The organism is Streptomyces canus (genome assembly GCF_030816965.1).
GTDB lineage: Bacteria > Actinomycetota > Actinomycetes > Streptomycetales > Streptomycetaceae > Streptomyces > Streptomyces canus_E.
The window spans coordinates 7,215,942-7,233,756 of record NZ_JAUSYQ010000002.1; the positions used below are offsets into that span (position 1 = coordinate 7,215,942).

Consider the following 17,815-nt stretch of genomic DNA (forward strand, 5'->3'; position numbering starts at 1 on the left):
GCTCGGGCTGATGGCCGTGCCCATCGCGTTCTTCGCCGTCTTCTTCGCCTATCCCGTCGCCGCGATCGTCGCGCGCGGACTCGAGACCGACGGGACCTGGCAGTTCGGCAGGATCACCGACGTCCTCACCCAGCCGGACATCCGGCACGTGCTGTGGTTCACCACCTGGCAGGCGCTCGCCTCCACCGCGCTCACGCTCCTGGTCGCGCTCCCCGGCGCGTATGTCTTCGCGCGCTTCGACTTCCCCGGCAAGCAGATCCTGCGGGCCGTGGTCACCGTCCCCTTCGTGCTGCCGACCGTCGTCGTCGGTACGGCCTTCCTGGCGCTCGTCGGCCGTGGCGGGTTGCTGGACGAGCTGTGGGGCGTACGCCTGGACACCACGGTGTGGGCGATCCTGCTCGCGCACGTCTTCTTCAACTACGCGGTCGTCGTACGGACCGTCGGCGGACTGTGGGCCCAGCTGGATCCGCGTCAGGAGGAGGCCGCGCGGATGCTGGGCGCGTCCCGGCTCAGGGCCTGGCGGACGGTTACGCTCCCCGCACTCGCGCCCGCCGTGGCAGCCGCCGCCCTCATGGTCTTCCTCTTCACCTTCACCTCCTTCGGTGTGGTGCAGATCCTCGGCGGGCCGACCTTCTCGACCCTCGAAGTGGAGATCTACCGGCAGACCTCCGAGATCTTCGACCTGTCCACGGCCGCCGTGCTGACGCTGATCCAGTTCGTCGCGGTGGGCGCTGTTCTCGCCCTGCACGCGTGGAGCGTACGGCGCCGGGAGACCGCGCTGCGGCTCGTGGACGAGTCCGTCACCGCCCGGCGGCCGCGAGGGGCGGGGGAGTGGGGGCTGCTGGCCGGGGTCGTGGGCAGCGTCGCCGTCCTCCTTGTGCTGCCGCTCGCGGTGCTGGTGCAGCGGTCGCTCGACGCTTCGGGCTTCGGCTACTACCGGGCGCTGACCCACAGCGACGGCGGGGTCTTCCTCGTCGCGCCGATCGAGGCGGTCGGGAACTCACTCGAGTACGCCCTCGCCGCCACCGCCATCGCGGTGGTGATCGGGGGCCTCGCGGCGGCCGCGCTGACGCGGCGGGACGCGGGCCGGTTCGTACGGGGCTTCGACGCGCTGCTGATGCTGCCCCTCGGGGTGTCCGCGGTGACCGTCGGCTTCGGGTTCCTGATCTCGCTCGACGAGCCGCCGCTGGACCTCAGGCAGTCCTGGATCCTGGTGCCGCTCGCGCAGGCGCTGGTCGGGGTGCCCTTCGTGGTGCGGACCATGCTGCCGGTGCTGCGGGCCGTGGATCACCGGCTGCGGGAGGCCGCGGCCGTGCTCGGGGCCTCGCCGTGGCGGGTGTGGCGGGAGGTCGATCTGCCCATGGTGCGGCGGGCGTTGCTGATCGCGGCGGGCTTCGCCTTCGCCGTGTCGCTGGGCGAGTTCGGGGCGACGGTGTTCATCGCACGGCCCGACAACCCGACACTGCCGGTCGCCGTGGCACGGCTGCTCGGTCGGGCCGGTGATCTCAACTACGGCCAGGCGATGGCCCTTTCGACGATCCTGATGGTGGTGTGCGCGGTGGCGCTGCTGGTCCTTGAACGGCTGCGGACCGACCGGACCGGGGAGTTCTGATGCTGCTGAGCCTTGAGGACGCGACGGTACGGTTCGGCGGGCGGGCCGTGCTCGACGAGGTCGGTCTCGATGTCGCCGAGCACGAGATCGTGTGTGTGCTCGGGCCCAGCGGCAGCGGCAAGTCGACGCTGCTGAGGGTGGTGGCCGGCCTTCAACCGCTCGACCGGGGCCGGGTCCTGCTCGACGGGCGTGACCAGGACGGGGTGCCCGCGCACAAGCGCGGGGTCGGGCTGATGTTCCAGGACCATCAGCTCTTCCCGCAGCGGGACGTGGGCGCCAATGTGGCCTTCGGGCTGCGGATGCACGGGGCCGCGAGGGCACAACGGGACGAGCGGGTACGGGAGTTGCTCGATCTCGTCGGGCTTCCGGGTGCCGCCCGTCGGGCTGTCGGCGCGCTCTCCGGCGGTGAGCAGCAGCGGGTCGCGCTGGCCCGCGCGCTCGCGCCCCGGCCCCGGCTGCTGATGCTCGACGAGCCGCTCGGACAGCTGGACCGCTCGCTGCGCGAGCGACTGGTCGTCGAACTGCGGGAACTGTTCGGGCGGTTGGGCACCACGGTGCTCGCGGTCACCCACGACCAGGGTGAGGCCTTCGCGCTGGCCGACCGGGTCGTGGTGATGCGGGACGGGCGGATCGCCCAGTCCGGTACACCACTTGAGGTGTGGCAGCGGCCGGCGGACGAGTTCGTGGCCCGCTTCCTCGGCTTCGAGAACGTCGTCGAGGGCACGGTGGCGGGTGAGGTCGCGGACACGGCCTGGGGGAAGGTTCCGGTGCCCTCGGGAGCTGCCCAGGGGGTCAGGAGCGTGCTGGTGCGGCCGGCGGGAGTGCGGCTCATGGCGGCCGACGAGGGTCTGCGTTGCACGGTGGCCGCGCGGACCTTCAAGGGCACCCACGTGGCCGTCCATCTGCACCCTCGGGAAGGCGGGCCGCGGTTGGAGGCCGCGTGCGCGCTCCGTGCGGCGCCGGAGGTCGGGGACACGGTCGGGGTGGAGTTCGACCCGGCCGAAATCGTCGTGCTGGACTGACCGGCCGGACATAGGGTTCGGGGCATGACCCAGCTCGCACATGACCGGTACTGCGACGAGATCGCTCACCAAGTCGGCCTGCTGAGGGACGTACTGACGTCCGGGGCCGACCTGTCCGTGACCGTGCCGACCTGCCCGGAGTGGTCACTGGAGCAGCTGGTGCGGCACACCGGGGGCGCCCTGCGCTGGGTGGAGCTGATGGTGCGGACCCGGGCCCAGGAGGAACTGCCCGAGGACCGGGTGCCGTTGGGGGAGGGGCCCGAGGACGCCGGGGCGCTGGACGCCTGGCTTGCGGAGACGGGGGAGATGCTCGTCGCCGCGCTTCGGGAGGCCGGTCCGGATGCCCGCGTATGGTCCTGGGCCGGCGTTCCCACCGCCGGATTCTGGGCCCGCCGGATGACCCACGAGCTCACGATCCACCGCGCCGACGCCACGCTCGCCGCCGGACAGCCCTACTCGGTCGACGCGGACGTGGCCGCCGACGCGGTCGACGAGTGGCTGCAGATCGTGGAGTTCGTGATGCGGACCAGGCCGCACGACGAGGCGACACAGCTGCGGGGGCCGGGGCGCAGCATCCATCTGCACGCCACCGACGGGACGTCCGAAGGGTGGGAGTGGATGATCGAGCTCACCGAGGACGTCATCGTGTGGCGGCGCGGACACGAGAAGGCGACCGTCGCCCTGCGGGGCCCGCTGACCGCCGTCATGCTCGCCTTCTACCGTCGACTGCCCCTGGACAGCCCGGAGTTGGAAGTCCTGGGGGAGCGGGAGCTGCTGGAGTTCTGGCTGCAGCGGGCCACCTTCGGATGACATGGGTGTGGCCCGCCCCGAAGCCGGGACGGGCCACGACCGGTCGTCAGCGGGTGCTGGCCCCACGACGGCGCAGGCCGAAGAACACGGCGCCGCCGCCGATGGCGACCAGGGCGATCGCGATGCCGGCGATCAGGCCGGTGTTGGAGTTCGCACCGGTCTCGGCGAGGTTGGAGTCACCGGCCGCGGGCGACGGGGCGTTGCTCTCCACGGTGGCCGGAGCGGTGGTGCCCTCCGAGGCCGACGGGGTCGGGGTCGGGGACTCCTCGGCCGGAGTGCTGGCGGAGTCCGACGGGGTGGGCGTGGGCGTCGGGGTCGGCGTGTCCTCGGTCTTGCAGGCGGTCGCCGGGGTGATCAGGTTCGTCTTGATGTCCTCGCCCTTGATGTAGGGCAGGGCCTCGACGTGGATGCGGTACTCCGCGTTGGGCGCCCAGTCCTCCTCGAAGGTGATGGTGGTGCCCTCCTTGGAGCCCTTCACCTTCTGCTCGCCGACCTTCTTCGCGTCGGCGCCGTTGCTCTGCAGGTACACGGAGACCGTCGCCTCGACGCCGCTCTTGTCCACGTCGGTGACGGTGATGACGCCCTGGGTGCCGTCGCACTTGGCTTCGGCGGAGAACTCATTGATGTTGCAGGCAAGCGCGTTGCCGGAGGCACCGAGCACGATCGCGGTCGATGCGGCGGCGACGCCGAGGAAGCGCGAGACGCGGGCGGTGCGGCGGGATATGGGCGTAAATGCCACGTTCGTCCTTCACAGGATGCTCAAATGCGGGGGGCTGAGGGGATGGTGATGTGACATCACCGTCCCCAGGAGTCTCACAGGTCTATAAGCGCAGCATAAGAAGTGTCAACGTGCAGGCACCCTGCAAGTGTTGACTTTGCCTGCTTATTAAGGTGTGAGACGTTTCAACGCCTCTCCGGCCTCCTCGATCCGGTCAACAAGGGCGATTCGGGCCTCCATTGACCGCTCCCGCGCGAGCGCCTGGAGCAGTGGCCAGGTGGGCAGCTTCTCCGTCCAGTGGACGCGGTTCACGAGCACCATCGGCGTGGGCTCGCCGCGCGACTCGTAGTAGTTGGGCGTCGCGTTGTCGAAGATCTCCTGCACGGTGCCGGCGGCACCCGGCAGGAAGACCACACCGGCGTTGGAGCGGGCGAGCAGGCCGTCCTCGCGGGTGGCGTTGGCGAAGTACTTGGCGATGTGCGAGGCGAAGGCGTTCGGCGGCTCGTGCCCGTAGAACCAGGTCGGAATGCCGACGGAAGGACCACCCCGGGTCCAGCGGGCGCGGACCTCGAAGGCGGCGCGCGCCCAGTCGGTGATCGACGGCGTGAAGGACGGCGCCTCGGAGAGGATGTCGCACGCCTCGTCGAGCATGGCGTCCTCGAAGGGGGCCGCGTAGGCGCCGAGGTTGGCCGCCTCCATCGCACCCGGGCCGCCACCGGTGGCCACGGTGAGCCCGGCGCGGGCCAGTTCGCGGCCGAGGCGCGCGGCGCCGGCGTATTCGCGTGTGCCGCGGGCCATCGCGTGGCCGCCCATGACCCCCACGACCCTTGTGCCGCGCAGGAGTTCGTCGAGGGCGTCGGAGACGGCGTCGTCGTGGACGGAGCGCAGCATCGACGCGTATATGTCGCCGTCGGCCTTGGTGCGCTGGAACCAGGCGTAGGCGAGCGCGTCGGGGGTCTGCTCGTATCCCTTCTCCAGCCCGTCGAACAACTCGTCGGGGGAGTAGAGCAGTCCGCGGTACGGGTCGAAGGGCAGATTCGGGACGGGCGGGAAGACCAGGGCACCGTCCGCGCGGATCTTCTCCGCGGCGTTCTCCCGCATCGGGCAGCCGAGGAAGACCGCGCCCGCGGTGTCGGTGGCCAGCAACTCCCTTGTCCGGTCCGTCAGGTCGACGGCCTGGACCCGGAACCCGGCGAGGGTGCCGCGGGCCGGTACGACCGCGTCGAACTCCTCCAGCGTCTCGATCTCACGGTCGTCGTGGTGTGCCGCATGGGCGGGGCTCGTCTGCACCCGCCCATGCTCGCACGCGGAGTTGCGGCCCGTGGGTCAGCCCTGGATCGTCGCCGGGTCCATCCAGACGACCTCCCAGCTGTGGCCGTCGAGGTCGTCGAAGGAGCGGCCGTACATGAAGCCGTGGTCCTGGGTCTCGCCGGACAGGGCGCCGCCCGCCGCGATCGCCTTGTCGACCAGCTCGTCGACCTTCGCACGGCTCTCCGCGCTCAGCGCGATCAGGACCTCGCTGGTCTTCGTCGCGTCCGCGATCTCCTTCTTGGTGAAGGTCGCGTAGAACTCCTTCGTCATCAGCATCGCGACGATGGTGTCGCTGATCACGACGGACGCCGCGTTGTCGTTGCTGAACTGCGGATTGATCGAGTAGCCGAGCTCGGTGAAGAACTTCTTCGAGGCGTCGAGGTCGTTCACGGCCAGGTTCACGAAGATCATCTGCTGGTAGGTCGGCGAGGTCATCGGAGTCTCTCCCATCGGGTGCGTGCTGTTCGGTGGGTAGACCGGTGGGCACGGCGGAACTCATCGGCGGCCATGATTTTTTTCGTACGGAGTTTTCGTACGGGCTTTTCGAACGGGGCTCAGGAGGTCAGGGGCAGGGCCGCCAGCTCGGCCACGACCAGGGTGAGCGGACCGAAGAGGGCCAGCAGGGCGCCGGCGCGCAGGGCCGCCGCGCTGCGGAGCATGGTCGCCGGGGCGCCCAGGCGGAGCAACGCGGCTGTGGTGTCCGACCTCGCCTGCTTGGCCTCCACGGCGGCTGTGAGGAGCGTGGCGATCGTGCAGCTCGTCACCAGGAGCAGGCCGAGGGTGGTCAGGGGGCCCACTTCGGGGCCTGTCGGGTCGTACAGGGTGGCCATGGCGTAGATGCCGGACGTCACCGCGCAGACGATGCCCAGGGGGCGGCCGATGCGGGCGGCTTCCGACATGAGGACCCTTCCGGCGAGAAGGCGCAGGGCGCCGGGGTGGGTGGACTGGAGGAGGCGGCCGCAGAGGTGGGTGAGGCCGGGGCCGGCAAGTGCCAGGCCCACGGCGGTGAGGAGCCAGCCGATGAGGACGGAAGGGGCGCCTGCCAGGCCGCCGGGGAGGGGTGCGGCGGGGGCGGTCCCGTGCCGGTTGGCGTAGGCCTCCACCGTCAGGCCCGCGGCGAGCACGGCGATGCCCCAGGGGAGGCCTTTGGGGGCTTCTCGGAGGGTGGGGAGGGCTTCTCGGCCCAGGTCCTCGGTCTGGTGGACCTCGGCGGGGGGCGCTGTCAGGGTGCTTTCACCCGCCCGCGCTTGCGGAGTGCGCCCTCGCGCGGGGCCGGGAGCCGCCCCGGCGGCACGGGCGCCCGCGGGCCGGTGAGCCCTGAAACGGCCGTACGAGCCGAAGGTCTCCCTGGCTGCCGTCCTGCCGTACGCGCCGAAGCGGCCGTACGACCGCGCCTCCTCCTTCGCCGATGCCGGTCTGTCGTCCCGTGGCCGCAGGACGCATCCCACCGTGGCCGACGCGATCGCCGGGACCAGGCCCAGCAGGGTCAGGGCGGCCGGCAACGGGAGCGGGGCGCCCGCTGCCAGGAAGTCCGCCGCCGCTCCGTCGAAGGGCATGCCCGTCAGGTCGCCCCGGAGGTGGAGGAAGAAGAGCAGGGCCAGCAGCGAGCCGAGGGTGCAGGACAGGGCCGTTGTGGTGGCCGACACGGCCATCAGACGGGCCGGGCCCAGGCCGATGGCCGCGAGGCCGGGGCGGGGGCGGGTGCCCGGGTCGGTGCGGGCGACCGCCAGGGCGAAGTGGACCGTCGCCGCCAGGGGCGTCAGACACCAGGCCAGGCGCAGCAGGGCGCCGGACGGGTCCTCGGGGTGACTGATCGCATGGCCGAGGGCGCACAGGAGCAGGAAGCCCGTGCCCGCCGAGGCGAGCGCCACCAGGAGGCGGCGCAGCTGTACGGCGGGACGGGCGCCCCGCATCAGACGGAGAGCGAGCACGCGGTACGGCCTTCCGAGTCGGCCATCGGGGGCAGGTGCACGGTGTTCACCCGGCGTCCGTCCAGGAGGGTGACCGTGCGGTCCGCCAGGGCTGCGGTGTGCGTGTCGTTCGTGGCCAGGACCACGGTGATGCCGTGGGAACGGGCGGCCGTCGTGAGCGTCCGCAGCACGTGCGCGCGGTCCGCCCGGTACAGGGGAGCCGTCGGTTCGTCCGCGAACAGCACGGACGGGGCCGGGGCCAGGGCGCGGGCGATGCAGACGCGCTGGCGTTCGGACTGGGTCAGCTCGTGCGGGCGGCTGGCGGTCCGGTCGCCGATGTCGAGGCGCTCCAGCCACTCCTGGGCGGCCGTCCTGGCGCGCCTGCGGCCGGTGCCGCGCAGCATGAGGGGAAGGGCGACGTTCTCCCAGGCGTTGAGCTCCGGGACGAGCGCGGGGGCCGGGTCGATCCAGCCGAATCGGTCGCGGCGCAGGCGCTCGCGGGTCATCGGGCCCATCGTGTGCACGGGCACGCTGTTGAACCAGACCTCGCCGCGCTGGGCCGGGGTGAGGCCCGACAGACATCTGAGCAGAGCGGTCTTGCCGCTGCCGCGTGGGCCGCTCACGGCGAGGATCTCTCCGTCGCGCACGCCGAGGGAGACACCCTGCAGTGCCGGCGAGCCGTCGCGGTGGGTGAAGTGCAGGGAGCGTGCCCAGAGCACATCGTTGTCCGGCGGGGCCTCCATGGGCGTACACCTCGTTCTGGTCCGTTGTGCCTTGCAAGCCCCCGAGCTGGGGAACGAAAGCAGGGCCGATCGGTTACCAGGCACGCTAAGGAGGCGGGGGCGGGACGCCGTACAGCACACGGCCCGGGGTGCACGCCTGTCACTCGGACGGGTGCACGCCGGGCCGTACGGGCCGCTGGAGCGCCGGGGGCTAGAGCTTCGTCCAGGCCTCGGTGAGGGTCGCGCGCAGGATCTGCTCGATCTCGTCGAAGGTCTCCTGGTCGGAGATCAGCGGCGGGGCGAGCTGGACGACCGGGTCGCCGCGGTCGTCGGCACGGCAGTAGAGGCCGTTGTCGTACAGGGCCTTGGAGAGGAAGCCGTACAGGACGCGCTCGGTCTCCTCGTCGTTGAAGGACTCCTTCGTCGCCTTGTCCTTGACCAGTTCGATGCCGTAGAAGAAGCCGTTGCCGCGGACGTCACCGACGATCGGCAGATCGTGGAGCTTCTCCAGGGTCGAGCGGAACGCGCTCTCGTTGTCGAGGACGTGCTGGTTGAGGTTCTCTCGCTCGAACAGGTCGAGGTTGGCCAGACCCACCGCGGCCGACACCGGGTGGCCGCCGAAGGTGTAGCCGTGCAGGAAGACGTTGTCCTCCTTGTAGAACGGCTCGGCCAGGCGGTCGGAGATGATGCAGGCGCCGATCGGGGAGTAGCCCGAGGTCATGCCCTTGGCGCAGGTGATCATGTCCGGGACGTAGTCGAACTTGTCGCAGGCGAACATGGTGCCGAGGCGGCCGAAGGCGCAGATGACCTCGTCGGAGACGAGGAGTACGTCGTACTGGTCGCAGATCTCGCGGACGCGCTGGAAGTAGCCGGGCGGCGGCGGGAAGCAGCCGCCGGCGTTCTGCACGGGCTCCAGGAAGACCGCGGCGACCGTGTCCGGGCCCTCGAAGAGGATCTGCTGCTCGATCTGGTCGGCGGCCCAGCGGCCGAAGGCCTCGGGGTCGTCGCCGAAGAGCGGGGCGCGGTAGATGTTGGTGTTCGGGACCTTGTGGGCGCCCGGGACCAGCGGCTCGAAGGGGGCCTTCAGAGCCGGCAGGCCGGTGATCGACAGGGCGCCCTGCGGGGTGCCGTGGTAGGCGACCGCACGGGAGATGACCTTGTACTTCGTGGGCTTGCCGGTGAGCTTGAAGTACTGCTTGGCGAGCTTCCAGGCGGTCTCGACCGCCTCGCCGCCGCCGGTGGTGAAGAAGACCTTGTTCAGGTCGCCGGGCGCGTGCTGCGCGAGGCGCTCCGCGAGCTCGACGGCCTTCGGGTGCGCGTAGGACCACACGGGGAAGAACGCCAGATCCTGCGCCTGTTTGAAGGCGGCCTCGGCGAGTTCCGTGCGGCCGTGACCGGCCTGGACCACGAACAGGCCCGCGAGACCGTCGAGGTAGCGCTTGCCCTTGTCGTCGTAGATGTAGGTGCCCTCGCCCCGGACGATGGTCGGGACCGGGGAGTTCTCGTACGAGGACATGCGGGTGAAGTGCATCCACAGGTGGTCGTACGCGGTGCGGCTGAGGTCCTTGGAGCTCACGGTTATCGGGTCCTCACGGTTATCGGGTTCCCCACATGTAGGTCTGCTTCTTGAGCTTCAGATAGACGAAGCTCTCCGTGGAGCGCACTCCGGGGATGGCCCGGATGCGGCGGTTGATGACCTCCAGGAGGTGGTCGTCGTCCTCGCAGACGATCTCCACCACCAGGTCGAAGGAGCCGGCGGTCATCACCACGTACTCGCATTCGGACATGCCGGTCAGCGCGTCGGCCACGGACTCCACGTCGCCCTCGACATGGATGCCGACCATCGCCTGCCGCAGGAAGCCCACGGTGAGCGGGTCCGTGACGGCGACGATCTGCATCACGCCCTGGTCGAGCAGCTTCTGGACGCGCTGGCGCACGGCCGCCTCCGACAGGCCGACGGCCTTGCCGATCGCGGCGTACGGACGGCGGCCGTCCTCCTGGAGCTGCTCGATGATGGCGAGGGAGACGGCGTCCAGGTTCGGGCCGGCGCCGTTCCTGGACTCGCTCCGGGACTCGCGGGAGTCCTTGGGGTCTGCGCTTCGACTGGCCACGACGTCACTGTGCACGAGGTCTCGTCACTTCCGCAAGGCCGGGGCGATGAAATTCGTTGTTTACGTGAGCGAGACCTGCGGATTTCGCAGCCTTGGCGCGATCGGGGGTGTTGAAAACGTGGGCCGCCGGATTAGGGTGGGTGTCTCAGCCATTGGACAGTTCGACCTGACACAGGAGGCCGGCAGTGAGCACCGAGCTGCGTCGTCTGCGCAACTACATCGACGGTGAGTTCCGGGACGCCGCCGACGGGCGCACCACCGAGGTGGTCAACCCCGTGACCGGTGAGGCGTACGCGACCGCGCCGCTGTCCGGGCAGGCGGACGTGGACGCGGCGATGGCGGCCGCCGCCGCGGCCTTCCCGGGCTGGCGTGACGTCACCCCCGCCGAGCGGCAGAAGGCCCTCCTGAAGATCGCGGACGCGTTCGAGGAGCGGGCCGAGGAGCTCATCGCGGCCGAGGTGGAGAACACCGGCAAGCCGATCGGGCTCACGCGGTCCGAGGAGATCCCGCCGATGGTCGACCAGATCCGCTTCTTCGCCGGCGCGGCGCGGATGCTGGAGGGGCGGTCGGCCGGTGAGTACATGGAGGGTCTGACCTCCATCGTGCGGCGCGAGCCGGTCGGGGTCTGCGCGCAGGTGGCGCCGTGGAACTACCCGATGATGATGGCCGTGTGGAAGTTCGCGCCGGCGATCGCGGCGGGCAACACCGTGGTGCTGAAGCCGTCGGACACGACGCCCGCGTCGACCGTGCTGATCGCGGAGATCATCGGCGGGATCCTGCCGAAGGGCGTCTTCAACGTCATCACCGGTGACCGGGACACCGGGCGTCTGATGGTCGAGCACCCGACGCCGGCGATGGCGTCCATCACGGGGTCGGTGCGGGCGGGGATGTCCGTCGCCGAGTCCGCTTCCAAGGACCTGAAGCGGGTGCACCTGGAGCTGGGCGGCAAGGCCCCGGTCGTCGTCTTCGAGGACACGGACATCCCGAAGGCCGTCGAGGACATCTCGGTGGCGGGCTTCTTCAACGCCGGGCAGGACTGTACGGCGGCCACGCGGGTGCTGGTGCAGTCCTCGATCCACGACGAGTTCGTCGCGGCGCTGGCGAAGGCCGCCGCCGACACGAAGACCGGGCAGCCGGACGACGAGGACGTGCTGTACGGGCCGCTCAACAACCCGAACCAGCTCAAGCAGGTCTCCGGGTTCATCGAGCGGCTGCCCGCACACGCCAAGGTCGAGGCCGGCGGTCACCAGGTCGGTGAGAAGGGGTACTTCTACGCGCCGACCGTCGTCTCCGGACTGAAGCAGGACGACGAGATCATCCAGAAGGAGGTCTTCGGGCCGGTCATCACGGTCCAGTCCTTCACGGACGAGGAGCAGGCCGTGTCGTGGGCCAACGGGGTCGAGTACGCGCTCGCCTCCTCGGTGTGGACCAAGGACCACGGCCGCGCGATGCGGATGTCCAAGAAGCTGGACTTCGGGTGTGTGTGGATCAACACGCACATTCCGCTGGTCGCCGAGATGCCCCATGGCGGCTTCAAGAAGTCCGGTTACGGCAAGGACCTCTCGAGCTACGGCTTCGACGACTACACGCGGATCAAGCACGTCATGACGTCCCTGGACGCGTAGTTCCTCCGGCCGCGGGGGTGCGGGGCGGTCGCGCGGTTTCCGCGCCCCTGAGGCGAGTTGTGACCCCGGCGCCGATCCGGCCGCGGGGATGGTGTGTCGTGCGCGGCCCGCGCCGGTGGGTCGCGGTGGCGTCCGCTCGACAGATGCCCGCTCGACAGATGCCCGCTCGACGGGGTGTCCGCCGCACCCCGCTCCGCTCGACGCCGCTTCGATTGTCGGCCCCCGGGCCGGGGCGGCCACGTGCAGGACCTCTGGGCGAGCGACCTCAAGGGCCGGGTCACCCTGCTCTCCGGCCTCGACGAGGCCTTCGCGCTGCTGATGCAGGGCAACGGCGTCGACATCACCCAGTGGACGGCGGACGACTTCGACGAGGTCTGCGACCAGGTCGAGAAGTACGTCAGGAACGGCCAGATCCGCCGCTTCACCGGCAACGACTACACCAAGGACCTCGTCACCGGTGGCGTCCTGGCCTGTCAGGCCTACTCAGGAGACGTGATCCAACTCCAGGCCGACAACCCCGACATCCGCTTCGTCGTCCCCGAGGAGGGCGCGGAGCTCTGGTCGGACTCCCTGATGATCCCCGACCGCGCCCTGCACAAGACCAGCGCGGAGCGCCTGATCGACTACTACTCCGCTCCCGAGGTCGCCGCGAAACTCGCCGCCTGGGTCAACTACGTCTGCCCCGTCCCCGCCGCCCAGGACGTCCTGGCCGCGTCGAAGGACGAGGACACCGCCGCCCTCGCCGAGAACCTCCTGATCTTCCCGGGCGCGCAGATGCGCGAGCGTCGGGTGATCGCGCGGGCTATCACGTCGAAGGAGCGGGTGGAGTACGCGAAGCGGTGGAACGTGATCGTGGGGTTGTGACCGCGGTCGGGTGCGGTTGTGACGAGGATTTTCAGTTGGCACAAAAGAGGGGTAGTTGGCACCAAGATCGGTGCGGCCTCTCAGAGGTGACGGCGCATCACCTCGAGGCACGCAGCTCGGGTAGCGTTCGATCGGTCCCGCGGGTACGGCACGCCGAGGTTCATGCCCCTGTCGGTAGTGATCGGTGGCTGCTGCCAGGCGAGACGCATCTGCGCGCCTGCTTCCGCTCGCGCTGTGGCCACGAGGGTCGCGTACGGGCCCGCGACGGCCGATGCCTCGATCTGGAGCCACGCCTGGTGGAAGGCCATCCGAGCCGGTAGACCGCCGACCTCGTCGGTGAGCTGTTGTCGTACGGCGGAGGAGGACTTGGGGCGTCGTCGTATGCGGTACGGCATCTCCAGATACTCCCCGACCGCCGTCAGGGCCTCCGCGAAGGTCTTGGCGCGGCGCTCCTTGCGTACGGGCCCGCTGGTTGAGGGCGTACGTCAGGAAGGCACCGAAGAGAGCGATGCAGGGGACGATCAGTGCGGCGGTCTGGGCCCACGTCCAGCCGCCGTCCGTCGCCTGTGCCGCCGCGATGACCGCCACGCACCACTCCCCGGGAAGCCGCGAGGAGCATCCTCCACCAGCCACTGGCCACCCTGCTCACCGCCGGTGAGCCGCCAGTAGTGTTCGAGGAACAGGAGTGTGCGGACTGTCTCGATGAGGTCCAGCAGCCCTTTCGGACTCGTCCACCGCCGCTCTTCCGGGCGTGCCTTCTCCCAGTCGGCGTACAGACTGCGGGCGGTCTCGTCGAGGAAGACGAAGCGGGCGAAGTTGCGCTCGCGGTGGGGCCGGGCTTCGAACGCGGTGAAGAAGGGCGTAGCCCAGCCGGTTGGCTGCCAGGACGTCCATGCGGCGTTCCTGGATGATCGCGGGGACGCCGAGCGAGTCCAGAACCCGGTAGCTGACCGGGAGGACCCGCTGGGGGCTGAGCGGTCGCTTGCTGCGGCCCCGGGCGGCGGTGGTTGGGCGAGGTCGAGGAGGTGGACCAGGCATCCCGCGAACCGGGAGTGCCGGGTGGGCCAACCCGGCCGGTGCTGGCGGGGCTGCCCGATGTCAGCCGGTTTCCGCTCCCGACCCGTGCTGATCACCTGCTGGTGCCTCCAGGCGCCAGCAGGGTGATCAACTGCATGAGCTTTGTCCCTCTCCTTTGTGCCACTCGTCCTAGCGAACCTCAAGAACACCGCCCTTGCGGAGGCACGTGACCTTCCTCCCACGAGGGAGCCACGAGGGGCCGGCTTTTCTCGGAGGAGGAGACCGGCCCCTGCGTCGAGCGGACGGGATCAGCTCAGGCCGAGGTTCGACAGCGCGGTCGTCCAGTCCGTGACGATCGCGTCCTGGGCGTCGGTGAGGGTGACGGTGCCGGCGCAGACGGCCTTCTTGAGCTTGTTCTCGACGGTGTCCTTGTTGGCGGCGGTCTTGGTGCCGTACTCCGGCTCGGGCCAGAGGTTGAGCTCACTCTTGGGGGAACCGCCGAGTTCGAGGGGGACGAAGTGGTCCTCCTCGTAGTCCGAGGTGCTGGTGTCCGTGTAGCCGTACTCGACGATCTGCTTCTTCTTCAGCGCGGTGGTGTAGGAGCTGGACGGCCGGACGGTCGCTGTCCACCCGGAGACGCAGATGGTGGAGTCGATGGTGGACTGGGTGACGTCCGGGTTGAAGTCGCCGGGCTGGCAGCTGGAGTCGGGGAGGGGGAGGTAGTCCTGGCTGCAGCTCTGTGCGTGCGCGGTGCCGGCTGCGACCGTGAGGCCGGCGGCGGCGAGGGCGAGGGAAGAGAGGGCGGTGACCAGGGGGCGGGATATTCGGGGCATGGGGGTCTCCCGGAGCGGTGCCCGGCAGGGATTCCGGGCGGTCGTGAGCATGACAGCATCGGGATCATCTATGCGGGTAGAGCTCTTTGCCGGTCGAGAAGGCTCCTTTGTTGAATGTTTGAATACGACGGGACTGGCAGAGGGCAAGTCATGGCCCGCGCTTGGTTGTCGGCATCGCGCGCCGGGCCGGGTGACGGTCCCCTCGTGACGTGAGCCCCAAGAACACGTTGACGCTCCTGCATCCCGGCGCTACGGCGCGAAGGTCGGGTCAGGCGACCGCGCGGGAGCCCGGGTGCCGTACGTCCCCACCCATCGCGGCTACGCCAGCCTCCATCGGATCCAGGAGGCAGACCTGGAGGCCGCCGGTCCTTCACATCCGCCCTGTCCGCAAGCGACTTCGCCCCGTCGGTCCGCCCGCCGCATGCAGTGGAGGACCTGGCGTACGAGGCCGTGACGGCCGAACCGTGTGTGCCGCCCCGGCGGGGGTAACCGCTTCGCACCGCAACCGTCGAGCCGGCCCCCGGCCGATCGAAAGAGAGGTACCGCATGTCCGCGTCCCTCGTGGAAACGGTCGATGTCGAGGCTCCCGTCGCTGTCACATGGGCCCTGTGGAGCGATGTGACCCGGTGGCCGGCCTTTCTGAGCCACGTACGCCTGGTGGAGCGGCTGGACGAGCGCCGCTTCGCCTGGCAGCTGCAACTGCCAGGCGCCGACAAGAACTTCGTCGCCGAGCTCACCGAGGTCATTGCCGAGGACCGCATCGCCTGGCACACGGTGGAGGGGGTTCACCACGCGGGCGTGGTCACCTTCCACCGGCTCAGTGACACCACGAGCCGGGTGACGCTGCAGATCGAGTACGACCCCAACGGGTTCATCGAGCACCTCGGCGCGCTGGCCAACCTCGACTCGGCGCTCGCCAACTACGACCTGGGCGAGTTCCAGAAGCTGGCCGAGACGGCGGCGGCGCCCTGACGGCGATCCCCGCACCCTGATGTTTTGAACATGTTCAATTCCAGGCGTACGCTGCTGCCATGAGCGACAGAGCCGCCCAACTCAGGGGCATCCGCGCATGGCTGGTCTTCTTCGTCGTCTGCCTGGTGCTCAGCGGTGCCACCGCCTTCCCGCTGGTCCATGAACTGCGCTGGACCGAGGACGTGCTGCGGCACCTTCCCGCGCCGGACGCCCTGACGGACTGGATCACTCGTGTCCGGCGCGGGCTCGACACCGCCGACTCCGACTACCCGTTCCTCCTCTACGGCACGGACTGGCTGGCCTTCGCCCACCTGGTCATCGCGGTCGCCTTCTACGGCCCCTACCGCGACCCGGTCCGCAACATCTGGGTCGTCGAGTTCGGCATGATCGCCTGCGCCGGGATCGTCCCGCTCGCCCTGATCTGCGGACCGATCCGGGGGATCCCGTTCTGGTGGAGCGTGATCGACATGGCGTTCGGGGTGTTCGGGGTGCTCCCGCTGTATGTCGTACGGAGGAGGATCAAGCGGCTGGAGGCGCTCACTCCGCACCACCCCACGCACAACACCTCCGCCGTGCCCGCTAGTTGAGCGCGGCCGTGATGATCCGGACGACGACGGGGTTTGCGTCCTCGCTCTTCGCGTCGGTGGAGTTGACCGAGTAGACGAGGGTCCGGCTCAGGTCGCGGGTGGCGGCGATCGCCGAGTTGTAGCCGTACCGGCCGCCGGACTTGACCCAGTAGACCTTCCCGTCGGACTCGAAGCGCTGGAGGCCACCCGCGCTGTAACTCGCGCCGGTGATGCCCGACGGGACCGAGAACACCTCCTTCAGCTGCGGCCGCTCGACGATCCGGCCCCGGAACAGGCCGGTGAGCAGCCGCTCCAGGTCCGCGGTCGTGGAGATCATGTCCCCGGCCGCGAACCGGTCCGCCTGGTTCCACTCCGTGACGTCCACGAACTCCGTCGTCCCGTCGGCCCTCCGCACCGCCTGGTAGCCCCGGTTGTGCGGGCCGAGGATGCGCGGGTCGGTGCCCGGGAAGTACGTGCCCCGCATCCTGGCCGGCGCCAGCACCAGCCGGGCGGCCCGGGGAAGCAGCAGCACTACCTCAACATCAACTACACATTCCTGGCAGAACTCCGGCTGCTTCGCGCCCGCGGACGCGGCGACCCGCTGAGGGGTTGGTGCTGCTCACCAGGGAGTGTGCACCAGGCCGCATGAGTTCGATCGTGTGATCGTCCGCTGACGGGCTTGCGGCGCCCTGGGCTGTTTGGGCCAGCGTGGCCATGCGGCCTGGAACACCGGGTACGGCGTCTGAGGGCACCCCCTTTGGGGGAGTGCGGGGCCCCTGCTCCACCAGAGGATGGTTCAGGGCCTCCCCGTCGCCTCTGGCCGTACCGACCTGCCAGGTCGCACAGGGCGGCGTCCAACAGCGGCCTCCGGCCGCGGGGGCCTCCCGGGCTCGGACCGCGCACAGGATGCGTGTCGCCGCCCCGGGGTCGAGTACGCCGGGGACCAGCTCGCCCAAGACCGTTCGGGGCGCGCGGCTGAACGGGCTCACTCCCGCTCAGTCCACAGGAACGGTGAGCGTGTCGAAGCGGTGGGCGTACACCTCCTCGAAGGTGGTGCCGAGACCGTCGCCCGCCGGGATGCCGCTGGTGTGGTTGAGCAGGTGCCGTACGGTGACCGGCCGGAACCGCGTGTCCAGGAGGCCGGGCAGGTAGCGCTGGACCGGCGTGTTCAGGTCGATCCGTCCCTCGGCCACCAGGCGCAGTGCGGTCGCCGCAGTGACCACCTTCGTCGTCGAACCGGCCCGGAACCGCGCGCCCGGATCGGCGGGCCGCCCGCTCTCCGGGTCGTGCACGCCCGAGCTGCCGCGCCAGCCCCCGCCGGTGCCGCCGACCCGGACCAGGGCCGCGGTGGCGGCCGCGTCGGGGAGCCCCGCGAGCGCCGCGCGCAGCGCCCTGCCGTCCGGTGCGCAGGCGCTGTGCGCGGTCGCCGACGAGGTCGGCAGGCCGGCGGTCAGGGGCACGGCGAGAGCGCCGGCGAGGATGCTTCTGCGACGAAGGTCACGCACGAGTCGGCTCCTGGGGGTGTGGGATGTGTGTGATCATCCTGCGGTGCTGTCGAGGTGACGGGACCGTCGGTGAGGAGGGCCCGGCCCCTGGTGGAACCCTGAGCAACTCCCGCCGCTTTTAGGGGGGTTGCGGGGGAGTCCCCCTAGGGGGCGGAAAAGTGTTATCGCGGAGCCCTTCACTCCGTCTCCACGCACGAAGGGGAACCGGCCGGAAAGG

Annotated in this window: 17 protein-coding genes and 3 pseudogenes; 7 read left to right on the forward strand and 13 right to left on the reverse strand. The window is 70.1% G+C overall.

Annotated elements, in window-relative coordinates; all coding sequences use genetic code 11:
- Window positions 1-10 precede the first annotated feature (10 nt).
- From QF027_RS34310 to QF027_RS34320, 3 genes are read left to right on the forward strand one after another with little or no spacing between them, the layout of a single operon-like run.
- Window positions 11-1,612, forward strand: coding sequence for an ABC transporter permease (locus tag QF027_RS34310; protein ID WP_307082600.1), 1,602 nt, complete (start codon window positions 11-13; stop codon window positions 1,610-1,612).
- Window positions 1,612-2,634, forward strand: coding sequence for an ABC transporter ATP-binding protein (locus tag QF027_RS34315; protein WP_307078980.1), 1,023 nt, complete (start codon window positions 1,612-1,614; stop codon window positions 2,632-2,634). The genes QF027_RS34310 and QF027_RS34315 overlap by 1 nt, the downstream gene beginning before the upstream one ends.
- Window positions 2,635-2,658: 24 nt before the next feature.
- Window positions 2,659-3,444: a maleylpyruvate isomerase family mycothiol-dependent enzyme gene (locus QF027_RS34320; protein ID WP_306975824.1), complete on the forward strand. Its 786-nt coding sequence runs from the start codon at window positions 2,659-2,661 to the stop codon at window positions 3,442-3,444.
- A gap of 46 nt (window positions 3,445-3,490) precedes the next feature.
- Here the strand turns inward: QF027_RS34320 and QF027_RS34325 are convergent, their stop codons facing one another.
- The 7 genes from QF027_RS34325 to QF027_RS34355 form a co-directional block, all read right to left on the reverse strand.
- On the reverse strand, window positions 3,491-4,183 hold the full coding sequence (locus QF027_RS34325; RefSeq protein WP_306975821.1) for an LAETG motif-containing sortase-dependent surface protein: 693 nt from the start codon (window positions 4,181-4,183) through the stop codon (window positions 3,491-3,493).
- 147 nt (window positions 4,184-4,330) lie between these two features.
- Window positions 4,331-5,452: an LOG family protein gene (locus QF027_RS34330; RefSeq protein ID WP_306975820.1), complete on the reverse strand. Its 1,122-nt coding sequence runs from the start codon at window positions 5,450-5,452 to the stop codon at window positions 4,331-4,333.
- 36 nt (window positions 5,453-5,488) lie between these two features.
- Window positions 5,489-5,908, reverse strand: coding sequence for a VOC family protein (locus QF027_RS34335; RefSeq protein ID WP_307078982.1), 420 nt, complete (start codon window positions 5,906-5,908; stop codon window positions 5,489-5,491).
- Between the two features lie 119 nt (window positions 5,909-6,027).
- The gene (locus QF027_RS34340) at window positions 6,028-7,404 is read right to left on the reverse strand and encodes a hypothetical protein (RefSeq protein ID WP_307078985.1); all 1,377 of its coding nucleotides are present in this window, start codon (window positions 7,402-7,404) and stop codon (window positions 6,028-6,030) included.
- Window positions 7,386-8,126, reverse strand: coding sequence for an ABC transporter ATP-binding protein (locus tag QF027_RS34345; protein ID WP_307078987.1), 741 nt, complete (start codon window positions 8,124-8,126; stop codon window positions 7,386-7,388). The genes QF027_RS34340 and QF027_RS34345 overlap by 19 nt, the downstream gene beginning before the upstream one ends.
- Window positions 8,127-8,316: 190 nt before the next feature.
- Window positions 8,317-9,681, reverse strand: a complete 1,365-nt coding sequence (locus QF027_RS34350; protein ID WP_306975812.1) for an aspartate aminotransferase family protein — start codon at window positions 9,679-9,681, stop codon at window positions 8,317-8,319.
- 19 nt (window positions 9,682-9,700) lie between these two features.
- A complete protein-coding gene (locus QF027_RS34355) occupies window positions 9,701-10,231 on the reverse strand; it encodes an Lrp/AsnC family transcriptional regulator (protein ID WP_306975810.1) in 531 nt (176 codons plus the stop codon).
- A 170-nt stretch (window positions 10,232-10,401) separates the two neighbouring features.
- Here QF027_RS34355 and QF027_RS34360 point away from each other — a divergent pair, with 170 nt between their 5' ends.
- Together QF027_RS34360 and QF027_RS34365 are read left to right on the forward strand one after the other, a co-directional pair.
- The gene (locus QF027_RS34360; RefSeq protein ID WP_306975808.1) at window positions 10,402-11,841 is read left to right on the forward strand and encodes a gamma-aminobutyraldehyde dehydrogenase; all 1,440 of its coding nucleotides are present in this window, start codon (window positions 10,402-10,404) and stop codon (window positions 11,839-11,841) included.
- 237 nt (window positions 11,842-12,078) lie between these two features.
- Window positions 12,079-12,705 (forward strand): annotated as a pseudogene (locus QF027_RS34365) (extracellular solute-binding protein); the annotation flags it as partial.
- Window positions 12,706-12,785: 80 nt separating this feature from the next.
- Here QF027_RS34365 and QF027_RS34370 read toward each other — a convergent pair.
- The 4 genes and pseudogenes from QF027_RS34370 to QF027_RS34375 all read right to left on the reverse strand — a co-directional run bounded on the left by QF027_RS34370 (window position 12,786) and on the right by QF027_RS34375 (window position 14,555).
- Window positions 12,786-13,100 (reverse strand): hypothetical protein, encoded by a 315-nt coding sequence (locus tag QF027_RS34370; RefSeq protein ID WP_307078989.1) that lies wholly within the window; start codon window positions 13,098-13,100, stop codon window positions 12,786-12,788.
- 250 nt (window positions 13,101-13,350) lie between these two features.
- On the reverse strand, window positions 13,351-13,599 hold the full coding sequence (locus tag QF027_RS49730) for a hypothetical protein (protein WP_373432448.1): 249 nt from the start codon (window positions 13,597-13,599) through the stop codon (window positions 13,351-13,353).
- A pseudogene (locus QF027_RS49735) lies at window positions 13,509-13,964 on the reverse strand (hypothetical protein); the annotation flags it as partial. The gene QF027_RS49730 and the pseudogene QF027_RS49735, both read right to left, overlap by 91 nt.
- Before the next feature lie 66 nt (window positions 13,965-14,030).
- Complete coding sequence (locus QF027_RS34375) at window positions 14,031-14,555, reverse strand: hypothetical protein (protein WP_306975802.1); 525 nt, start codon at window positions 14,553-14,555, stop codon at window positions 14,031-14,033.
- 546 nt (window positions 14,556-15,101) lie between these two features.
- Between QF027_RS34375 and QF027_RS34380 the strand changes: the two genes are divergently transcribed.
- Both QF027_RS34380 and QF027_RS34385 read left to right on the forward strand, forming a co-directional pair.
- Entirely contained in the window at window positions 15,102-15,527 is a 426-nt protein-coding gene (locus QF027_RS34380) for an SRPBCC family protein (RefSeq protein ID WP_307078991.1), read from the forward strand.
- A 59-nt stretch (window positions 15,528-15,586) separates the two neighbouring features.
- Window positions 15,587-16,114 carry a hypothetical protein gene (locus QF027_RS34385; RefSeq protein ID WP_306975798.1) on the forward strand — a complete coding sequence of 176 codons (528 nt, stop codon included), beginning with the start codon at window positions 15,587-15,589 and terminating at the stop codon, window positions 16,112-16,114.
- On the opposite strand, the pseudogene QF027_RS34390 reads toward QF027_RS34385, so the two are convergent.
- Window positions 16,107-16,607 (reverse strand): annotated as a pseudogene (locus QF027_RS34390) (serine hydrolase); the annotation flags it as partial. The gene QF027_RS34385 and the pseudogene QF027_RS34390 sit on opposite strands and share 8 nt — an antisense overlap.
- 481 nt (window positions 16,608-17,088) lie before the next feature.
- The gene (locus tag QF027_RS34395; RefSeq protein ID WP_373432026.1) at window positions 17,089-17,598 is read right to left on the reverse strand and encodes a serine hydrolase domain-containing protein; all 510 of its coding nucleotides are present in this window, start codon (window positions 17,596-17,598) and stop codon (window positions 17,089-17,091) included.
- Window positions 17,599-17,815 lie beyond the last annotated feature (217 nt).